Below are 15,270 nucleotides of genomic sequence, written 5' to 3' on the forward strand. Positions count from 1 at the left end.
TCCGCATCAAGCCGCGATATCCAGCGCACAGTCGAAGTTCGGCGCCGAATGCGTCAGCGCGCCTGACGAGGCGTAGTCGACGCCCGTCGCCGCGATCGCGGCAATCGAGTCCGGCGTGACACCGCCGGAGGCTTCCAGTTTCAAGCGACCTTCCGTCATTCTGACGGCCTCGCGCAGCGTCGCGATGTCCATGTTGTCGAGCAGCACTGCTTCGGCGAGGCCGGTGGCGAGTACCTCGCGCAGCTGTGCCAGCGTATCGACCTCGATCTCGATCTTGACGAGGTGGCCGGCATGCGCGCGGGCACGCTCCAGCACGGGGCGAATGCCGCCAGCGACTGCGATGTGGTTGTCCTTGATCAGGATCGCGTCGTCGAGGCCGAAGCGGTGGTTGAAACCGCCGCCGCAACGCACCGCATATTTCTCCAGCGCGCGCAGTCCCGGCGTGGTCTTCCGCGTGCAGCAGATCCGCATCTTGGTGCCGTCGGTGCGCGCGACATAGTCGGCGGTGAGCGTGGCGATGCCGGACAACCGGCCGATGAAATTCAGTGCGGTTCGCTCTGCCGTGAGAATGGCACGCGCCGGTCCTGAGATCGTCAACACCTGTTGCCCGCGAACCACGCGTGCGGCATCGCGGATGGATGCGCGCACCTCGATGTCGGGCGAGAGCTTTTGCAGCGTCGCCAGCGCCAGCGGTAGGCCGGCGATGACACCAGACTGGCGCGCAACCAGGATGGCCTGCGCCTTGGTCGCTTCCGGGATCGTCGCAAACGAGGTGATATCACCGGCACGGCCGAGATCCTCGTCGAGTGCGCGATGCACGGCATCATTGATGGCCAGCTGGGAAAGGAAGGCGTCGGGATAGAGCAGGGAGGTCGGGGTGATCATGAGAAGCTCCGTTCAGGCGATCATGGATTGCGCGGGGCGCGGTGTTGAATGCTCAGTGAGGCCGTGCGCAATCTCGTGCGCTTCGGCGAGTGTCGTCATCGTTCGCTGCGCGGGCGCGGGAACCTCCGACGGATAGTCGGTGCGGCAATGAGCGCCGCGGCTCTCGCGCCGGCTCCAGGCGGAGGCCGCCAGGAGCAGCGCCGCTGTTGCCATGTTGCGAACCGCAGTGTTTGTGGCCGTGTGCTCGATCGCAGCAAAGCTGCGAACGGCTTCCGCAAGCCCGTCGCGCTCGCGGATCACACCGACATTTGCGCTCGTCATCGCCCGCAGCCGCTTCACCACGCTCGCATCCGGCGCGCCGTTGCGCGGTGTCACCAGCGCCTCGGGGAGATGGGCAGGCGAGGGGATCGCGCGACCTGCGATGTCGTCGGCGATACGCGCGGCATAGACCACGGCTTCCAGCAGCGAGTTCGAGGCGAGCCGGTTCGCGCCATGCATGCCGGTCGACGACACCTCGCCGCCGGCCCAAAGCCCGTCGATCGAGCTGCGCCCCCCTGCGTCCACGGCAATGCCGCCCATGTGATAGTGCACGGCCGGCGCGATTGGGATGGCTTGCGTCGCCGGATCGATGCCGGCGGCGATGCAGCTTGCATACACCGTCGGGAATTTGTCCGCGAAGCGCGCCCCCAGCGCTTGCCGCGCATCGAGGAAGGCACCGCGCCCTGCCGTGATCTCGGCGAAGACGCCGCGAGCCACGATGTCGCGGGGTGCCAGCTCGGCGAGCGGATGAAGCGCCGTCATGAAGCGCTCGCCTCTCGCGTTGAGCAGCGTCGCGCCTTCGCCGCGCAGCGCCTCGGTTGCGAGCGGTGAGGGATCGCGACCGACCATCATCGCAGTCGGGTGGAACTGCACGAACTCCGGATCGGCAATCACGGCACCGGCGCGCGCGGCGATCGCAAGGCCCGATCCGTTAGCCTCGGCCGGATTGGTGGTGACTGCATAGAGACGGCCGATGCCGCCGGTCGCAAACACGATCGCGCGCGAGGCGATCATCACTGGGCGCGCCGCAAAGTTTCCGGCCTCGCGCAGTTGAAGGCCGGTAACCGCACCGTCCTCGGTCAGTAGCGCTTCGGCAACAAAGCCTTCGACCAGCCGGATCGACGGCGTGCGGCGTACGGCCTCGCTGAGGGCGGCGATGATCGCCGCGCCCGCGCCGTCGCCGCGAACGTGGACGATCCGCCGGGCGGAATGCGCCGCTTCGCGGCCCACCGCAAGTCGCCCTTCGAGATCGCGGTCGAACGGCACGCCATAGGCGAGCAGATCGTGAATCCGAAGGCCAGCCTCGCGCGCGATCCCGAGTGCAACGGCCTCATCGACGATGCCGCCGCCGACCGCGATGGTATCGGCCGCGTGGGCTTCGGGACTGTCGCCTTCGGCGACTGCGGCGGCGATGCCGCCTTGCGCCCACGCGGACGAAGCGCCCTGTCCGAGCGGCGCGGCCGAGATCAGCGTCACCGGTCGCGGCGCGAGTTTCAACGCGCAGAACAATCCGGCAAGGCCGCCGCCGACGATGACGACGTCGTCGGTGGAGCGGGTGAGGTTGTGGATGTTGTCTGTCATGTCACGCTCTCAGTTCTTCAAATTGATCATCCGCTCGACCGATCGTCGCGCGCGCTCCGCAAGCGTCGGATCGATCGTGACTTCCTCACTGAGCGTCAGCAGGCTTTCCAGGATATTGGACAGCGTGATGCGCTTCATGTGCGGGCAGAGATTGCAGGGACGCAGCATCTCGACGTCAGGCAGCTCGGCGCGCACATTATCGGCCATCGAGCATTCCGTGATCATCACCAGCCGACGTGGTCGCTTCTCACGCACCCAGTTGATCATGTGCGCGGTCGAACCGGTGAAATCCGCCTCGGCCAGCACGTCGGGCGGACATTCGGGATGCGCGATGATCTGCACGGAAGGATCGGCGTCGCGGAAGGCGCGCAGCTCCTCGCCGGTGAAGCGCTCGTGCACTTCGCAGGCGCCCTTCCAGGCGATGATCTTCACATCTGTCTTCGAGGCGACGTAGGTCGCAAGGTAACGGTCGGGCAGGAAGATCACGCTTGGCGCGCCAAGGCTCTCCACCACCTGCACCGCATTCGACGAGGTGCAGCAGATGTCGACCTCGGCCTTCACCTCCGCCGAGGTGTTGACATAGGCCACCACAGGCACGCCGGGAAATTTCTCGCGGAGCAGGCGCACATCGGCTCCCGTGATGCTGGCGGCGAGCGAGCAGCCGGCGCGCGAGTCCGGGATCAGCACCGTCTTGTCGGGATTGAGCAGCTTCGACGTCTCCGCCATGAAGTGCACGCCGCACTGAACGATGATGTCGGCCTTCACCTTGGTGGCCTCGACGGCGAGCTGGAGCGAATCGCCGCCAATGTCGGCGACGCCGTGAAAGATTTCGGGCGCCTGATAGTTGTGCGCGAGGATCACCGCGTTGCGCGCCCGCTTCAGCTGGTTGATCGCGTGAATGGTCGGCGCCATCAGTGGCCACTCGACCGGCGGGATCACGTGCTTGACGCGGTCGTAGATCGGAGCGGTGTCGCGCTCGACCTCGCTGCTCCATTCCAGGGATGGCCGCGTGAGCACGGAGCCGGCCCGCGCCGGCGCTGATCGGGCGGGGATGGTTTGGCCTTGCGGCCGGTTGGCAAAATCGTCAGGGCCGTAAATTCCAGCGATCGGCATCGAAGCCTCCCATGCAAACTACATATGCTCAATTTGAGTATATATGGAGCCTGAGAAATCCGGCCGAGTGGCCGGGTGAATTTCGTCAGCCCTATATGCTCAGTCTGAGTAGATCGAAGATATCACGGCATTGAGGGGACCGCTAGGGCCCCTTGCACACATTCCCGTCAAGTCAGCCGCCCGCGTGAGGGCGCCGCGATGAAACGCAATGCTCCCGCGCCAGCTCCTCGTGGAACGCAATCACTTTTGGCTTTGGATTTTCATGCATCTGCATTAAACGCCTAGGCTGCGGTCGAGGATTTGAAGGGACCGCCAGCGACGGATGAGGAACACCATGTCGATCCCAGCGGGCGAATTCGCGCCGTCACGTTCGTCCAATTGGCGAACGCCGGCCGTCATTATCCTCTGCGGCTGTGCGATCGGTATGCTCGGCTTTGGCCCGCGCTCTGCGCTGGGCTTCTTCGTGCAGCCGATGAGCCACGAATTCGCCTGGGGTCGCGACGTGTTTGGCCTCGCCATCGCCTTTCAGAATCTGTTGTGGGGATTGGGCCAGCCTTTCGCCGGCGCGGTCGCAGATCGCTTCGGCCTGTACCGGGTGATGTGCGTCGGTGCGCTGCTCTACGCCGGCGGTCTCCTGCTGATGCGCTACTCCTCGACGCCGCTGTCGCTCAACATCGGCGCCGGCGTGATGGTCGGCTTCGGTCTAGCCGGCTGTTCGTTCAACCTGGTGCTGTCGGCGTTCACGAAACTTCTGCCGGCCGAGAAGCGTGGCCTCGCGCTGGGCGCGGGCACCGCGGCGGGCTCGCTCGGCCAATTTCTGTTCGCGCCGATCGGCGTGGCCCTGATCGACAATTTTGGTTGGCAGCAGACGCTCACTGTGTTCGGCTTCCTGATGCTGCTCATCATCCCACTCGCGCTGGCGATCTCCACGCCGCCGGTGACGAGCACCGCCAGCGCAGCGCCTGCCGATGAGCAAACCATCACCAAGGCGCTCGCCGAAGCCTTCGGCCATCGCTCCTATGTGCTGCTGGTGCTGGGCTTCTTCACCTGCGGCTTCCAGCTTGCTTTCATCACCGTGCATCTGCCGGCGTTCCTGGTGGACCGCGGCATTTCGGCGCAAACCGGCGGCTGGGTGATTGCGGCGATCGGCCTGTTCAACATCATGGGCTCGCTCAGCGTCGGATATCTCCAGAACTCGCTGCCGAAGCGCTACATCCTCTCCACCATCTATTTCACACGTGCGCTGACGACGTTGGCCTTCATCTCGTTCCCGATTACGCCGTTCTCGGCAATCGCATTCGGTGCGGTGTCGGGCCTGACCTGGTTGTCGACCGTGCCGCCGACCTCGTCGCTGGTGGCCCTGATGTTCGGCACGCGCTGGCTGGCCACGCTCTATGGCTTCGCGTTCGTCAGCCATCAGGTCGGGGGCTTCCTTGGCGTCTGGCTCGGTGGCATCGTGTTCGAGAAGTTCGGTTCCTATACGCCGATCTGGTGGCTCTCGATCCTGTTCGGCGTGCTCTCGGCGTTGATCAATCTCCCGATCGTGGAGAAGCCGGTCGCACGGGCGGTTGCGCAGCCTGCCTGATCGGCTAAACATCCCTGTCAAACAAGTCAGGGAGTTTGCTGTGGCCACGTTCAAGGCGATCCGGATCGACAAGGCCGACAAGGGCACCACCGTTGCGCTTACGCAGCTCGACGAAGCCGAACTGATGGATGGCGACGTCACCGTGCGCGTGGAATGGTCGACGCTGAATTACAAGGACGGCCTCGCGCTGACCGGCAAGGCTCCCGTGGTGCGCCGCTTCCCGATGATCGCCGGCATCGATTTCGCCGGCACGGTCGAAGCCTCATCACACCCGCAATGGAAGGCGGGCGACAAGGTCGTTTGCACCGGTTGGGGCATGGGCGAGACCCATCTCGGCGCCTACGCCGAGAAGGCGCGGGTGAAGGGCGACTGGCTGGTCGCGCTGCCGCAGGGCCTGTCGGCGCGCGATGCCATGGCGATCGGCACCGCCGGGTTTACCGCGATGCTCTCCGTGCTGGCGCTGGAGAAGCAGGGCGTCTCGCCGAAGAGCGGCCCGGTGGTCGTGACCGGCGCAGCCGGCGGCGTCGGCTCGGTCGCAACCGCCGTGCTGTCCCGGCTCGGTTACCACGTCATCGCCTCGACCGGCCGCACCTCCGAGGCCGACTACTTGAAGAGCCTTGGCGCCACCGAGGTGATCGACCGCAACGAATTGTCGGCGCCGGCCAAGCCTCTGGCCAAGGAGCGTTGGGCGGGCGGCGTCGACAGCGTCGGCTCGACCACGCTCGCGAATCTGCTGTCGATGACCAGGTACGGCGGCGCCATCGCCGCCTGCGGTCTCGCCGCCGGCATGGACCTGCCGTCTTCTGTCGCACCCTTCATTTTGCGTGGGGTGTGCCTTCTCGGCATCGATTCCGTGATGTGTCCGATCGAGCCGCGAAAAGCCGCCTGGCAGCGCCTGGCCTCCGATCTGGATCGGACGAAACTATCTGAAATCATTACGGAAATTTCGCTCGACCAAGTTCCGGAATGGGGTGCGAAAATCCTCGCCGGCCAGGTCCGAGGCCGCATCGTGGTAAAAATTGTCTAACGGCGTTCAGACTTTACCAACCAAGCTGCTTCAATGTCGCCTTGGTTAGTATGGTAAGCAGCGGGTAAAGAGATAAGGCATCGCCCGCTGCGGGGTTGGTTCGGAGTTGAACATGCTTGCGCGTATTGTGTTGGGGGCTGTTACGGCGGCAGCGACGTTGGCGCCGGCCATTGCAGGAAGCATGAACGCCGACGAGGCGCGGCGCTTCGTGGCGGGCAAGGTGTTCGCGTTCACCTGTTTCGACGGCACCCGCGGTGCGGGCCGTATCCTCGATGATCTCGGCGCAGCCGGCGCGGTGCAATTCTCGGGTTCAGGTCCGGTCAAACACCTCCGCCTGCCTGGCAACACCCTCCAGATCCGCGGCCAGAGCGTGTGCGCCTCGATCAAGGGCATTCCGTTCGAGCCTTGTTTCAACCTGGAAAAGACCGACGACCGCAGCTTCCGCGGTTCGGTCTCGGGCATGGGCTTTGCCTATTGCGACTTCCACCATCAGGGGGGCAATCAGATGCTGATGGCGCGCGCCGTTGCACGGCCGCGTTCGCTGCGGGCACCTCAGCAGACCGGTTCGGTCAATACTTCGAGCACCGAGGTCGCCGCGCGCGTCGAGACGCCGCGGGTCGAGAGCAGCCAGATCGAGCCGGTGAAGTCGGTAGTCAGGTCCGAACCCAAATCCGAATCGAAGAACGAAGGTCCGCTCGAGCTGCGTCGCTCGACCGAGTGATTTCGGGCGCAAGGCTGGGCGCGTAATTTACCCGCCTTTGACGAATGCATCGGACGCGAAGCCGCACTGCCGTATTCATACGGCGTGCGGTTTTTATGCCTTGGTAGCGACTGGCGCCCCAGCCTTGGGTACGGCCGGGGGGCGGCCCTATGCAAGGGTTCAAAAATGTCGCTGTATTTCTTCCGCATCAGCACTGGCCGTTATTCCGGCGCTGCCGATCAGCCGTACGAATTCGAGGATCGCGCCGCCGCGTGGACCGAGATGACCGAGGTCTGCGCCAATCTGCTCGGCAGCATCGCGCGCAACCTGAAGCCGAATGCGAATTGGAGCATGGAGCTGCTCGACGACGACAAGAAGCCGGTCTTTCGCATCAGTCTTGTCGGAGAGACCCTGTGTTGCGCCGACTCAAGCGCAGATGCGGACGAGTGTTGAGGAAGGCGGCCCCGCGGCCTGACCGCGCCATTCCCCAGAACGACATCAGCATGTAACCGCCGCGCGGCAGCTGCGCCAGCATATTGCGGCGCCGCAACGAATGCGGCGCAAGGTTAACCTTCCGGAAAAGCGACGCAGGCATGATCCCGCAATATTTCGGGGCGTTGAATCGCCCCTCTGTATTGCGTCTTGAACGTTTTGGAGCACATGCATGAGCGGCCTTCCTATCCGCCTGACCCACAAGGTGATGGCGATCGGGCTCTTCGGTCTCGTCGGCTTGGTGGCCTTCGGCGCAATCTATGAAATCGGCAGCCTCTCCCAGGACGCCTCCCGTGAGGTGGCCAACCGCGCCCGCGCGATCGCCGACCTCAACAAGCAGCTCTCGATCGAGATGCTGGAAGCCCGCCGCAACGAGAAGAATTTTCAGCAGCGCCACAACGAGAGTTACGCCAAGGCGCATGCCGAGTTGATCGGGCCGATCAATCGCGATTTCGATGAGATCGAACGGCTGATGGCGGGCGGCGGTATGGTCGCCCTGTCCGACAAGACCAGGCAGGCCCAGGAGAGCTTTAGGCGTTACACCGCGGATTTCAACGCGCTGGTTGCTGCTGAAAAGAAGCTCGGGCTGAATGAGACGCTCGGCCTCTCCGACTCGCTCCGCACTGCTGTGCATGACATCGAAGCGAAGCTGAAGGAGGTCGACGATCCCAGGTCGACGAGCTGGATGCTGATGATGCGCCGGTACGAAATGAACTTCATGCTGCAGCGCGATCCCAAATACATAGTCGAGGTGAAGAAGGCGGCCGAAGAATTCGCCAACGCGATCGAGGTCGTCGCAGTCCCGACGGCGGTGATGAACGACATTACGGCCAAGCTCCAGAAATACCAGTCCGAGTTCGCCGCCTGGGCCGAGACCGCACAACAAAGTTCCGCGCTCGACGCCGCCATGATGAAGACGTTTCGCGAGCTTGAGCCTGTGATGGTCGACGTGCGGACCACCGTCGATGCCATGTACAGGCGGGCCGACGCCGCCGAAGCTGCGACCCGCGAAGCCGTCCGGTTCTGGATGATGATGGCCTTCGGCATAACCGTCGTCGTTCTCGCCGCGGTCGGCTTTCTGCTCGGACGCTCGATCTCCAAGGCGCTGTCCGGCATGGTCGATGCCATGACGCGGCTTGCGCGCGGCGAGCTCTCGATTGCCGTTCCTGGCATAGGACGCAAGGACGAGATCGGCGAGATGGCGGCCGCGGTCGAGGTGTTCCGGACCAACATGACGGAGGCCGACAGGCTTCGGGCCGAGCAGGCGGAGGCCGACACGCGACGTCGTGCCCAACGCAAATCGGACATGAAACGGCTCGCAGATGATTTCGAAGGCGCAGTCGGCGAGATCATCGAGACCGTCTCGTCGGCGGCAACCGAACTCGAAGCCTCGTCCAACACGCTGACGCACGCGGCCGAGCGCTCCAAGGGGCTCGCCACTTCCGTTGCGTCGGCTTCGGGGGAAGCCTCCGCCAACGTGCAGTCGGTGTCGTCAGCGAGCGAGGAGATGACGTCGTCGATCTCCGAGATCAGTCGTCAGGTGCAGGAATCGGCGCGCGTTGCCGATATCGCGGTCGAGCAGGCGCAGCGCACCAACGCGCGCGTCGGCGAGTTGACCAAGGCTGCCGGACGCATCGGCGACGTCGTTGATCTCATCAACACCATCGCCGGCCAGACCAATCTCCTTGCGCTCAACGCCACGATCGAAGCCGCGCGCGCCGGTGAGGCGGGCAGGGGCTTTGCCGTGGTCGCGAGTGAGGTGAAGGCGCTGGCCGAGCAGACCGCGAAGGCAACCGGCGAGATCAGCCAGCACATCGGCGCGATCCAGACCGCGACGCAGGACTCCGTCGGCGCGATCAAGGAGATCGGCGACACCATCGCACGGATGTCGGAGATTTCCTCGACCATTGCCGCCGCAGTCGAGGAGCAGGGCGCCGCCACCCAGGAAATCTCGCGTAACATCCAGCATGCCGCGCAGGGCACCTCGGACGTGTCGGCCAATATCGGCGAAGTCCAGCGCGGTGCGGGCGAGACCGGAGCCGCCTCGGCGCAGGTGCATTCGGCCGCGCAGTCGCTGTCGCAGGAGAGCAACCGTCTGAAGAGCGAGGTCGCGCGTTTCCTGGATTCGGTGCGCGCCGCCTGAGCCGGTCAGCCGCTCCAAAGGGAAGCCAAATGCGGCGGTGCCCTGGTGCGGCGCCGCGCGATATCAGTCGCGCTGCAATAGATGGTTGCGGAACCGACAACACCGGCGACAGCGAATTCAGTAGTTCCACGTAGGTTCCTGTTAACGCCTGTTTGCAACTATGGGCGCAATCTTACGGGATAAGAACCAGCCAGCATCGTTGGAATGATTTCCGCCCCATCGTCGATTGTGACGGTCGCGGCGCGGATGATTTTGTGCGTTTAGGTATCATCGGGATTTGTCGTAATGTCGAAATTGTCGATCGTCTTCAAGCTTCTGACCGTGTTGTCGGTCCTTGTGCTCTCGCTCGCCGGTGTTGGCGTGGTGGCGATCGGCACCATGCAAAGCATCAACTCCCACACGGTCGAGATAGCAGAGAGCTGGCTGCCGAGTGTGCGTGCGCTGGGCTCGCTTCGGGCCGACATCAATGAACTTCGCGTCGCGCTGCGCCTGCACCTGATGCAGGAGACGCCCGAGGGCAAGCAGGCCGCCGAGAAGCGCCTCGCCTCGCTGCAGGCCCGCATCGAACAGACCCGCAAGGTCTACGAGCCGTTGATCACCTCGGCGGAGGAGCGTGCGCTCCATGAACAATGGGCCAAGGCTTGGGCCGAATATCTGAACGGCGTGCAGGACGTGATGGCGCTGTCGCGCAAGAGTCCCGGCAAGTTCCCGGCCGACGCCAACGAACTGTTGCAGACCAAGGTCGCGAAGATGGCTCAGGCGGCAGATCCCCTGCTCCTGAAGGGCATCGAGATGAACAATCGGGGCGCGGAGCTGGAGACGAAACAGGCTGCCGACAGCTACGCCATGATCTTCCGTGTGCTGGTCGGCATCATCGTGCTCTCGGTCGTGATCGCGATCGGTGCGGCCTACTATCTCGTGCGCGACGTGTCGCGTGGTATTGCCTCGATCATCAAGCCGATGCAATCGCTCGGCGAAGGCGATCTCTCGGCCGAGGTGCCCCATCGTGGCGAGCGGACCGAGATCGGCTCGATGGCGGATGCGCTCCAGATCTTCAAGGAGGCGCTGATCGCGAAGAGGGCGGCTGATGAAGCGGCTGCACGCGACGCCGAAGCCAAGATCGAACGCGGTCGTCGCGTCGATGCCATCACCAGCAAGTTCGAAGCCATGATCGGCGAAGTCGTCGGCACCGTCTCGTCGGCCTCGACCGAGCTCGAGGCGTCCGCGTCGACGCTGACCAGCACCGCGCAGCGCGGACAGGAGCTGGCCACTGTCGTTGCTGCGGCCTCCGAAGAAGCCTCGACCAACGTGCAGGCGGTGGCCTCCGCCTCGGAAGAGTTGTCGTCCTCGATCACCGAGATCAGCCGCCGCGTGCAGGATTCGGCGCGGATGGCGGCGGAAGCCGTCGAGCAGGCCACGCGCACCAATGAGCGCGTCAACGCGCTGTCGCAGGCGGCCTCGCGCATCGGCGATGTCGTCGAGCTGATCAACACCATTGCCGGCCAGACCAATCTGCTCGCGCTGAACGCGACCATCGAGGCTGCGCGCGCGGGCGAGGCCGGCCGCGGCTTCGCGGTCGTCGCATCCGAGGTCAAGGCGCTGGCCGAGCAGACCGCGAAGGCGACTGGCGAGATCGGGGCGCAGGTCTCGGGCATCCAGGCCGCGACACAGGAATCCGTCAGCGCCATCCAGGAGATCGGCGGCACCATCGAGCGGCTGTCGGAGGTGTCCGCAGCGATTGCGGCCGCCGTCGAGGAGCAGGGCGCAGCGACGCAGGAAATCTCGCGCAACGTACAGCAGGCGTCGATCGGTACGCAGGAAGTCTCGTCCAACATCACCGACGTGCAGCGCGGTGCGGTCGAGACCGGCGAGGCCTCGACCGAGGTGCTGTCGGCGGCGAAGTCGCTGGCGACCGACAGCACCCGCCTCAAGGTCGAGGTTGCGCAGTTCCTTGAATCGGTCCGCGCGGCCTGATTCTCAACCGCTCGTCTGCGGAGCCGGCGGCGGCGCGATCTGCCGCCGGAACAGGATACGCTGGTAGAGCCAGCCGATCGCGACCAGCACGATGCCGAGGCACATGAACGACAGTGCGCGGTAGACGCCTGTCAGCGTCGACATGTCGATCACGAAGGCCTTCAGGATCGTCAGCGCGATGACGGCGGCAGACGCCAGCCGCGCCCGTTCGGAGTTGACGGCTATACCGATGCCGAGCAGGACGACGCCGAAGGCAAGCCAGCCGATCGAATAGGTGTATTGCTCGGCGCCCGTGGTCTCGCCGCTGGTGAGGAACGGGCCGTGGTAGAAGCGGCGGATCTCCAGCGTCAGATACGACAGCGCAAACACCAGCGCGGCGCCCGCAATCGTATTCGCATAGACCTTGCCGCGCGCACCGACGACGGCATAGGCGAGCAGCAGCATCAGCACGGCCGGCAGCGCGTAGCCGAGCAGCAGCAGGTTGAAGAACGCGCCGCCGACATCGATACGCCAGATCAGCGGGTTCTCCAGGAACAGCAGGCCGAACACGCTGATGCAGCCGGCGATTGCGGTCAGCACGATTGCACCGACATTGTGCACGATGGAGTGGCTGCGCAGCCGCAACCGCTCCAGCCCGATCGTCATCGCCAATGACACGCAGACCTGCAAGGCGGCCTCGAGCAGTGACGGCGGGGAAATCATGTCGCCACCGGTTGCGAGGTGGCGGACCTCCATGAAGGCGAGCAGCGCAGTAAACAGGATCGCGGCCGCCTCCACCATGCGCAGCGGCGGGTCGTCGCCCCTGCGACGAAGGAACAGGGTCGCTGCCCAGAAGGAGACGGCCGGCAGACCATAACCCCACAACAGCCAATTGAAGATCGGCGTGGTGCCGACCGCATCGCCGACGATGCGCGGGTCATAGCCCACGCGCGCGGTGACGATGCCGGCGAAGATCGCGGCGAGCCAGCGCAGGAATGGGATCGGCCGCTGCATCGCAATCCAGGCGGTGCCAAGCGACATCAGCGCCAGCGCAATGGTGAGCCAACCCTTTTCCAGCGCAAATGTCAGCGCCAGCGCCAGCGCGCCGAGCGTGCCGGTTGCAAACAGGGCCGTCGAGATCGCAAGGCCCGGCCGGCTTTCGCGGCGGGTCAGAGTTTCGGTCGCGGCACCAAAGGCGGTGGCCAGCAGCACCGCGAGGATAGCAAACGGGATCGAGCGATCGAGATGGGCGATGCGCGCGTAGAGCGCGACCAGGATAGCGATCGGCGTGATGACACCCGCCGCCGACCACACCACGGGAATAATCGCCGAATTCGAGCGCCCTTGCGCGAAGAAGCCGGCGAGACCGAAGCCGGCAGCGAAGATCGCCGCCATCAGCAGATGCAGCGTCACCGCGCTGTCGATGGCGGTCGGCGTGATGCCGGGCATCGGGCCACCGGGCAGCACCAGCATATCGGGATTGGCGCGCACGGCCCATTCGGCGAACACGATGAACACGGTTGCGGCAGCCGCACCCAGCGCGCCGACGGCAGCCTCCGCGCGCCAGGCGACGAACAGCGTCGCCGCAACGAGCACGGTGAAGGCGATCAGCGAGAGATCGGCATGCGCGCTCGACAGCACGATCAGCATCGCACCGAACAGATAAGCGCCGAGCGAACTCGACGAGACCGGCTCGATCTGCCCGTCCTCGATATCAGGGCCGAACATGAAGCCGCAGACCACGAGCAGCGCGGCGAGCACAAAGCCTGCGATCGCATGGAAGGCGTGCGGCGCGACCTGCAATTCGCCGGTGTCGAGACCCGGAAAGATCCAGAGCACGGCGAAGAAGATCGTCGTCACGGCCAGCCAGCGCCACAGCCGGATCCGCGCGAGGCCAAAGCTCGCCGCCGTGACGATCGCAAGATAGACGTACAGCGCCCAATAGTCCGGCTTGCCGCTGGAGACGAGCACCGGCGTCGCGAAGGCGCCGACCACGCCGAGGCCCGCAAGCGCCGGCCCATGCAGCAGCGCTGCCGCGAGTGTCCCCATTGCGACGATGCCGAGCAGCACAAAGGCCGTGGCAGGTACCAGGAAGTCATAGAGCGCGTAGGCCGCGTACACCGTCGCGAACGCGACGGCCGTACCGGCAGCGGTGAGGATCGCGGGGATGTTGGCGATCGGCAAGGCCTGGATCGTGGAGATGCTCTCCCTGCGCCGCGACCATTCGCCGGCGCCCAGCAGCGCGGCTGCAAACAGGCCGCCGAGGAACACGCGCACGCCGGGGCCGACAAGACCGGCCTCGATCGAATAGCGAACCATGAAGAAGCCGCCGAGCGCGAGCGCCAGCCCACCGATCCACACCACCCAGCGGGTGCCGAGCCGTTCCTCGAAACCGGGAGCAGGCGCCGGCAGCGACGGCGGCGCATCGACTGAAGCGGTTGCTTCGAGCGGGGGCGGCGAAGCCTCTTCGGTGACGAGCGGAGGCGGTGCGGCCTCGACTTCCGGCGCGAGCGGGGGCGGCTCTGCTGCACTGGTCGCGGGCGTGCTTGCCGGCTCCTGCACAGGCAGCGGTGGCGGCGCTTGCACCTGCCGTTGCGCGTTCAGCATCGCTTCGAGCGAGCTCAGTCGTCGGCGCAGCTCGGTCGCCTGGTTGGAGGCCTTGATCGCGATCAGGAAGGCGACGATCGCAAGGATCACCGCAAGGTCGTTGAACCAGTCGTCGAACATGAAGCCTCCAGGCAACCGGCGCGCGGGGGCCGATCACGCAAGTCCCTTGATCTAGCGCCGGGAGCGAACGCGCAAGCCCGGGGCGGGCCGCTCCTGGAGCACGTCGCGGCGGAAGCGATAGAGCGCCGCCGGTCTCCCGCCCGTCTGTGTCGACATCACGCCGGTCGGTTCGACCAAGGCTTCGGTTTCGACCAGGCGGCGGAAATTCTGCTTGTGCAGATGACGGCCGGAGATCGCCTCCACCGTGTACTGCAACTCAGTGAGTGTGAACTCGGGGGGCAAAAGTTCAAACACCACAGGACGATACTTCAGTTTCGCGCGCAGCCGGGCGATCGCGGTGGCCAGGATCCGGCGATGATCGAACCGCATGGAGGTGCCGAGCGCGGGCAGCGCCTTGCGCGCCAGTGCCGCAGGCCGGCCGTCGCGCCGGGCCTCCTCGACGAGGCCGGCCTCGTACAGCAGCTCGTAGCGGTCGAGCACGCGTTCCTCGTCCCAGGCCGCGCCGTCGAGGCCGAAATAGAACCGGACGCGGTCTTTTCGCGGCAATGCGCGTGTCGTCTCCGGCGGCTCCTGCTCGGCCCATGCGGTCAGTGCCGGGATGATGTCGCGCGCGATGATCGCGGGCGGCGCCTCGCGCCGGTCTTCCCAGGGAAAGAAACGATACCAGGGCTCGAAGCTCGCCGCATTTGCCGCACCCTCGGCGGCGCGCGTCAGCGCGAGATAACCGATCGACACCATATGCGCGCCGGTGTCGGCGGCCTCCGCATGACGCCCGCGATCGCCGAACGTGTAGAGCTGCTCGACATAGCCGAGCCGCAGCCCAGCCTGTTCCTCGACCCAGGCGCGCAGGCCAATCTCGAAGGTGCGATGGCTCGGCGCATCGAACGGGCCGAACGGCAGGCCAGCCAGGGCGTCGGCGCCGCGCGCGGTGAGCACCAGCGGCTCGTGATCCTCGATCGCGACGATCGCAGCAGTCAGGCCGATCTCGATCGGCGTCAGCAGCTTGTCGCTCATCCCACGATCGC

The 15,270-nt window shown here is 65.3% G+C and carries 11 protein-coding genes; 6 read left to right on the top strand and 5 right to left on the bottom strand.

All coding sequences use genetic code 11. The features are described 5' to 3' along the window. Positions 1 to 6: 6 nt before the first annotated feature. Genes nadC through nadA form a run of 3 tightly spaced genes read right to left on the bottom strand, consistent with a single transcriptional unit; the run spans position 7 to position 3,618 of the window. Positions 7 to 885, bottom strand: a complete 879-nt coding sequence (gene nadC / locus JQ631_RS00855; protein ID WP_212322947.1) for a carboxylating nicotinate-nucleotide diphosphorylase — start codon at positions 883 to 885, stop codon at positions 7 to 9. A gap of 12 nt (positions 886 to 897) precedes the next feature. Next, positions 898 to 2,505, bottom strand: a complete 1,608-nt coding sequence (locus JQ631_RS00860) for an L-aspartate oxidase (protein ID WP_212322949.1) — start codon at positions 2,503 to 2,505, stop codon at positions 898 to 900. 9 nt (positions 2,506 to 2,514) lie between these two features. Beyond that, the gene (nadA, locus tag JQ631_RS00865) at positions 2,515 to 3,618 is read right to left on the bottom strand and encodes a quinolinate synthase NadA (protein WP_212322951.1); all 1,104 of its coding nucleotides are present in this window, start codon (positions 3,616 to 3,618) and stop codon (positions 2,515 to 2,517) included. 334 nt (positions 3,619 to 3,952) lie between these two features. Here nadA and JQ631_RS00870 point away from each other — a divergent pair, with 334 nt between their 5' ends. From JQ631_RS00870 to JQ631_RS00895, 6 genes are all read left to right on the top strand, one after another. After that, a complete protein-coding gene (locus JQ631_RS00870; protein ID WP_212322954.1) occupies positions 3,953 to 5,203 on the top strand; it encodes an MFS transporter in 1,251 nt (416 codons plus the stop codon). Positions 5,204 to 5,243: 40 nt separating this feature from the next. Next, on the top strand, positions 5,244 to 6,230 hold the full coding sequence (acuI, locus tag JQ631_RS00875) for an acrylyl-CoA reductase (NADPH) (RefSeq protein WP_212322957.1): 987 nt from the start codon (positions 5,244 to 5,246) through the stop codon (positions 6,228 to 6,230). 112 nt (positions 6,231 to 6,342) lie between these two features. Then, entirely contained in the window at positions 6,343 to 6,951 is a 609-nt protein-coding gene (locus tag JQ631_RS00880) for a hypothetical protein (protein ID WP_212322959.1), read from the top strand. Between the two features lie 165 nt (positions 6,952 to 7,116). Continuing rightward, positions 7,117 to 7,383 carry a DUF6894 family protein gene (locus JQ631_RS00885; RefSeq protein ID WP_212322961.1) on the top strand — a complete coding sequence of 89 codons (267 nt, stop codon included), beginning with the start codon at positions 7,117 to 7,119 and terminating at the stop codon, positions 7,381 to 7,383. 211 nt (positions 7,384 to 7,594) lie between these two features. Continuing rightward, entirely contained in the window at positions 7,595 to 9,565 is a 1,971-nt protein-coding gene (locus tag JQ631_RS00890; RefSeq protein ID WP_212322963.1) for a methyl-accepting chemotaxis protein, read from the top strand. Positions 9,566 to 9,850: 285 nt separating this feature from the next. Beyond that, the gene (locus JQ631_RS00895) at positions 9,851 to 11,539 is read left to right on the top strand and encodes a methyl-accepting chemotaxis protein (protein ID WP_212322971.1); all 1,689 of its coding nucleotides are present in this window, start codon (positions 9,851 to 9,853) and stop codon (positions 11,537 to 11,539) included. Between the two features lie 3 nt (positions 11,540 to 11,542). Here JQ631_RS00895 and JQ631_RS00900 read toward each other — a convergent pair whose 3' ends face one another. Together JQ631_RS00900 and JQ631_RS00905 are read right to left on the bottom strand one after the other, a co-directional pair. Further along, positions 11,543 to 14,245, bottom strand: coding sequence for a DUF2339 domain-containing protein (locus tag JQ631_RS00900; RefSeq protein ID WP_212322973.1), 2,703 nt, complete (start codon positions 14,243 to 14,245; stop codon positions 11,543 to 11,545). Between the two features lie 51 nt (positions 14,246 to 14,296). Next, positions 14,297 to 15,259 (bottom strand): NUDIX hydrolase, encoded by a 963-nt coding sequence (locus JQ631_RS00905; protein ID WP_212322975.1) that lies wholly within the window; start codon positions 15,257 to 15,259, stop codon positions 14,297 to 14,299. Between the last annotated feature and the right edge of the window lie 11 nt (positions 15,260 to 15,270).

The sequence above is a fragment of the Bradyrhizobium manausense genome (assembly GCF_018131105.1).
Classification (GTDB): domain Bacteria; phylum Pseudomonadota; class Alphaproteobacteria; order Rhizobiales; family Xanthobacteraceae; genus Bradyrhizobium; species Bradyrhizobium manausense_B.

Bases quoted from the DNA above. Each gene is read 5' to 3' on its own strand.
- nadC (WP_212322947.1), bottom strand. From the start codon at position 885: ATGATCACCCCGACCTCCCTGCTCTATCCCGACGCCTTCCTTTCCCAG.
- JQ631_RS00860 (WP_212322949.1), bottom strand. From the start codon at position 2,505: ATGACAGACAACATCCACAACCTCACCCGCTCCACCGACGACGTCGTC.
- nadA (WP_212322951.1), bottom strand. From the start codon at position 3,618: ATGCCGATCGCTGGAATTTACGGCCCTGACGATTTTGCCAACCGGCCG.
- JQ631_RS00870 (WP_212322954.1), top strand. From the start codon at position 3,953: ATGTCGATCCCAGCGGGCGAATTCGCGCCGTCACGTTCGTCCAATTGG.
- JQ631_RS00880 (WP_212322959.1), top strand. From the start codon at position 6,343: ATGCTTGCGCGTATTGTGTTGGGGGCTGTTACGGCGGCAGCGACGTTG.
- JQ631_RS00885 (WP_212322961.1), top strand. From the start codon at position 7,117: ATGTCGCTGTATTTCTTCCGCATCAGCACTGGCCGTTATTCCGGCGCT.
- JQ631_RS00890 (WP_212322963.1), top strand. From the start codon at position 7,595: ATGAGCGGCCTTCCTATCCGCCTGACCCACAAGGTGATGGCGATCGGG.
- JQ631_RS00895 (WP_212322971.1), top strand. From the start codon at position 9,851: ATGTCGAAATTGTCGATCGTCTTCAAGCTTCTGACCGTGTTGTCGGTC.
- JQ631_RS00900 (WP_212322973.1), bottom strand. From the start codon at position 14,245: ATGTTCGACGACTGGTTCAACGACCTTGCGGTGATCCTTGCGATCGTC.
- JQ631_RS00905 (WP_212322975.1), bottom strand. From the start codon at position 15,259: ATGAGCGACAAGCTGCTGACGCCGATCGAGATCGGCCTGACTGCTGCG.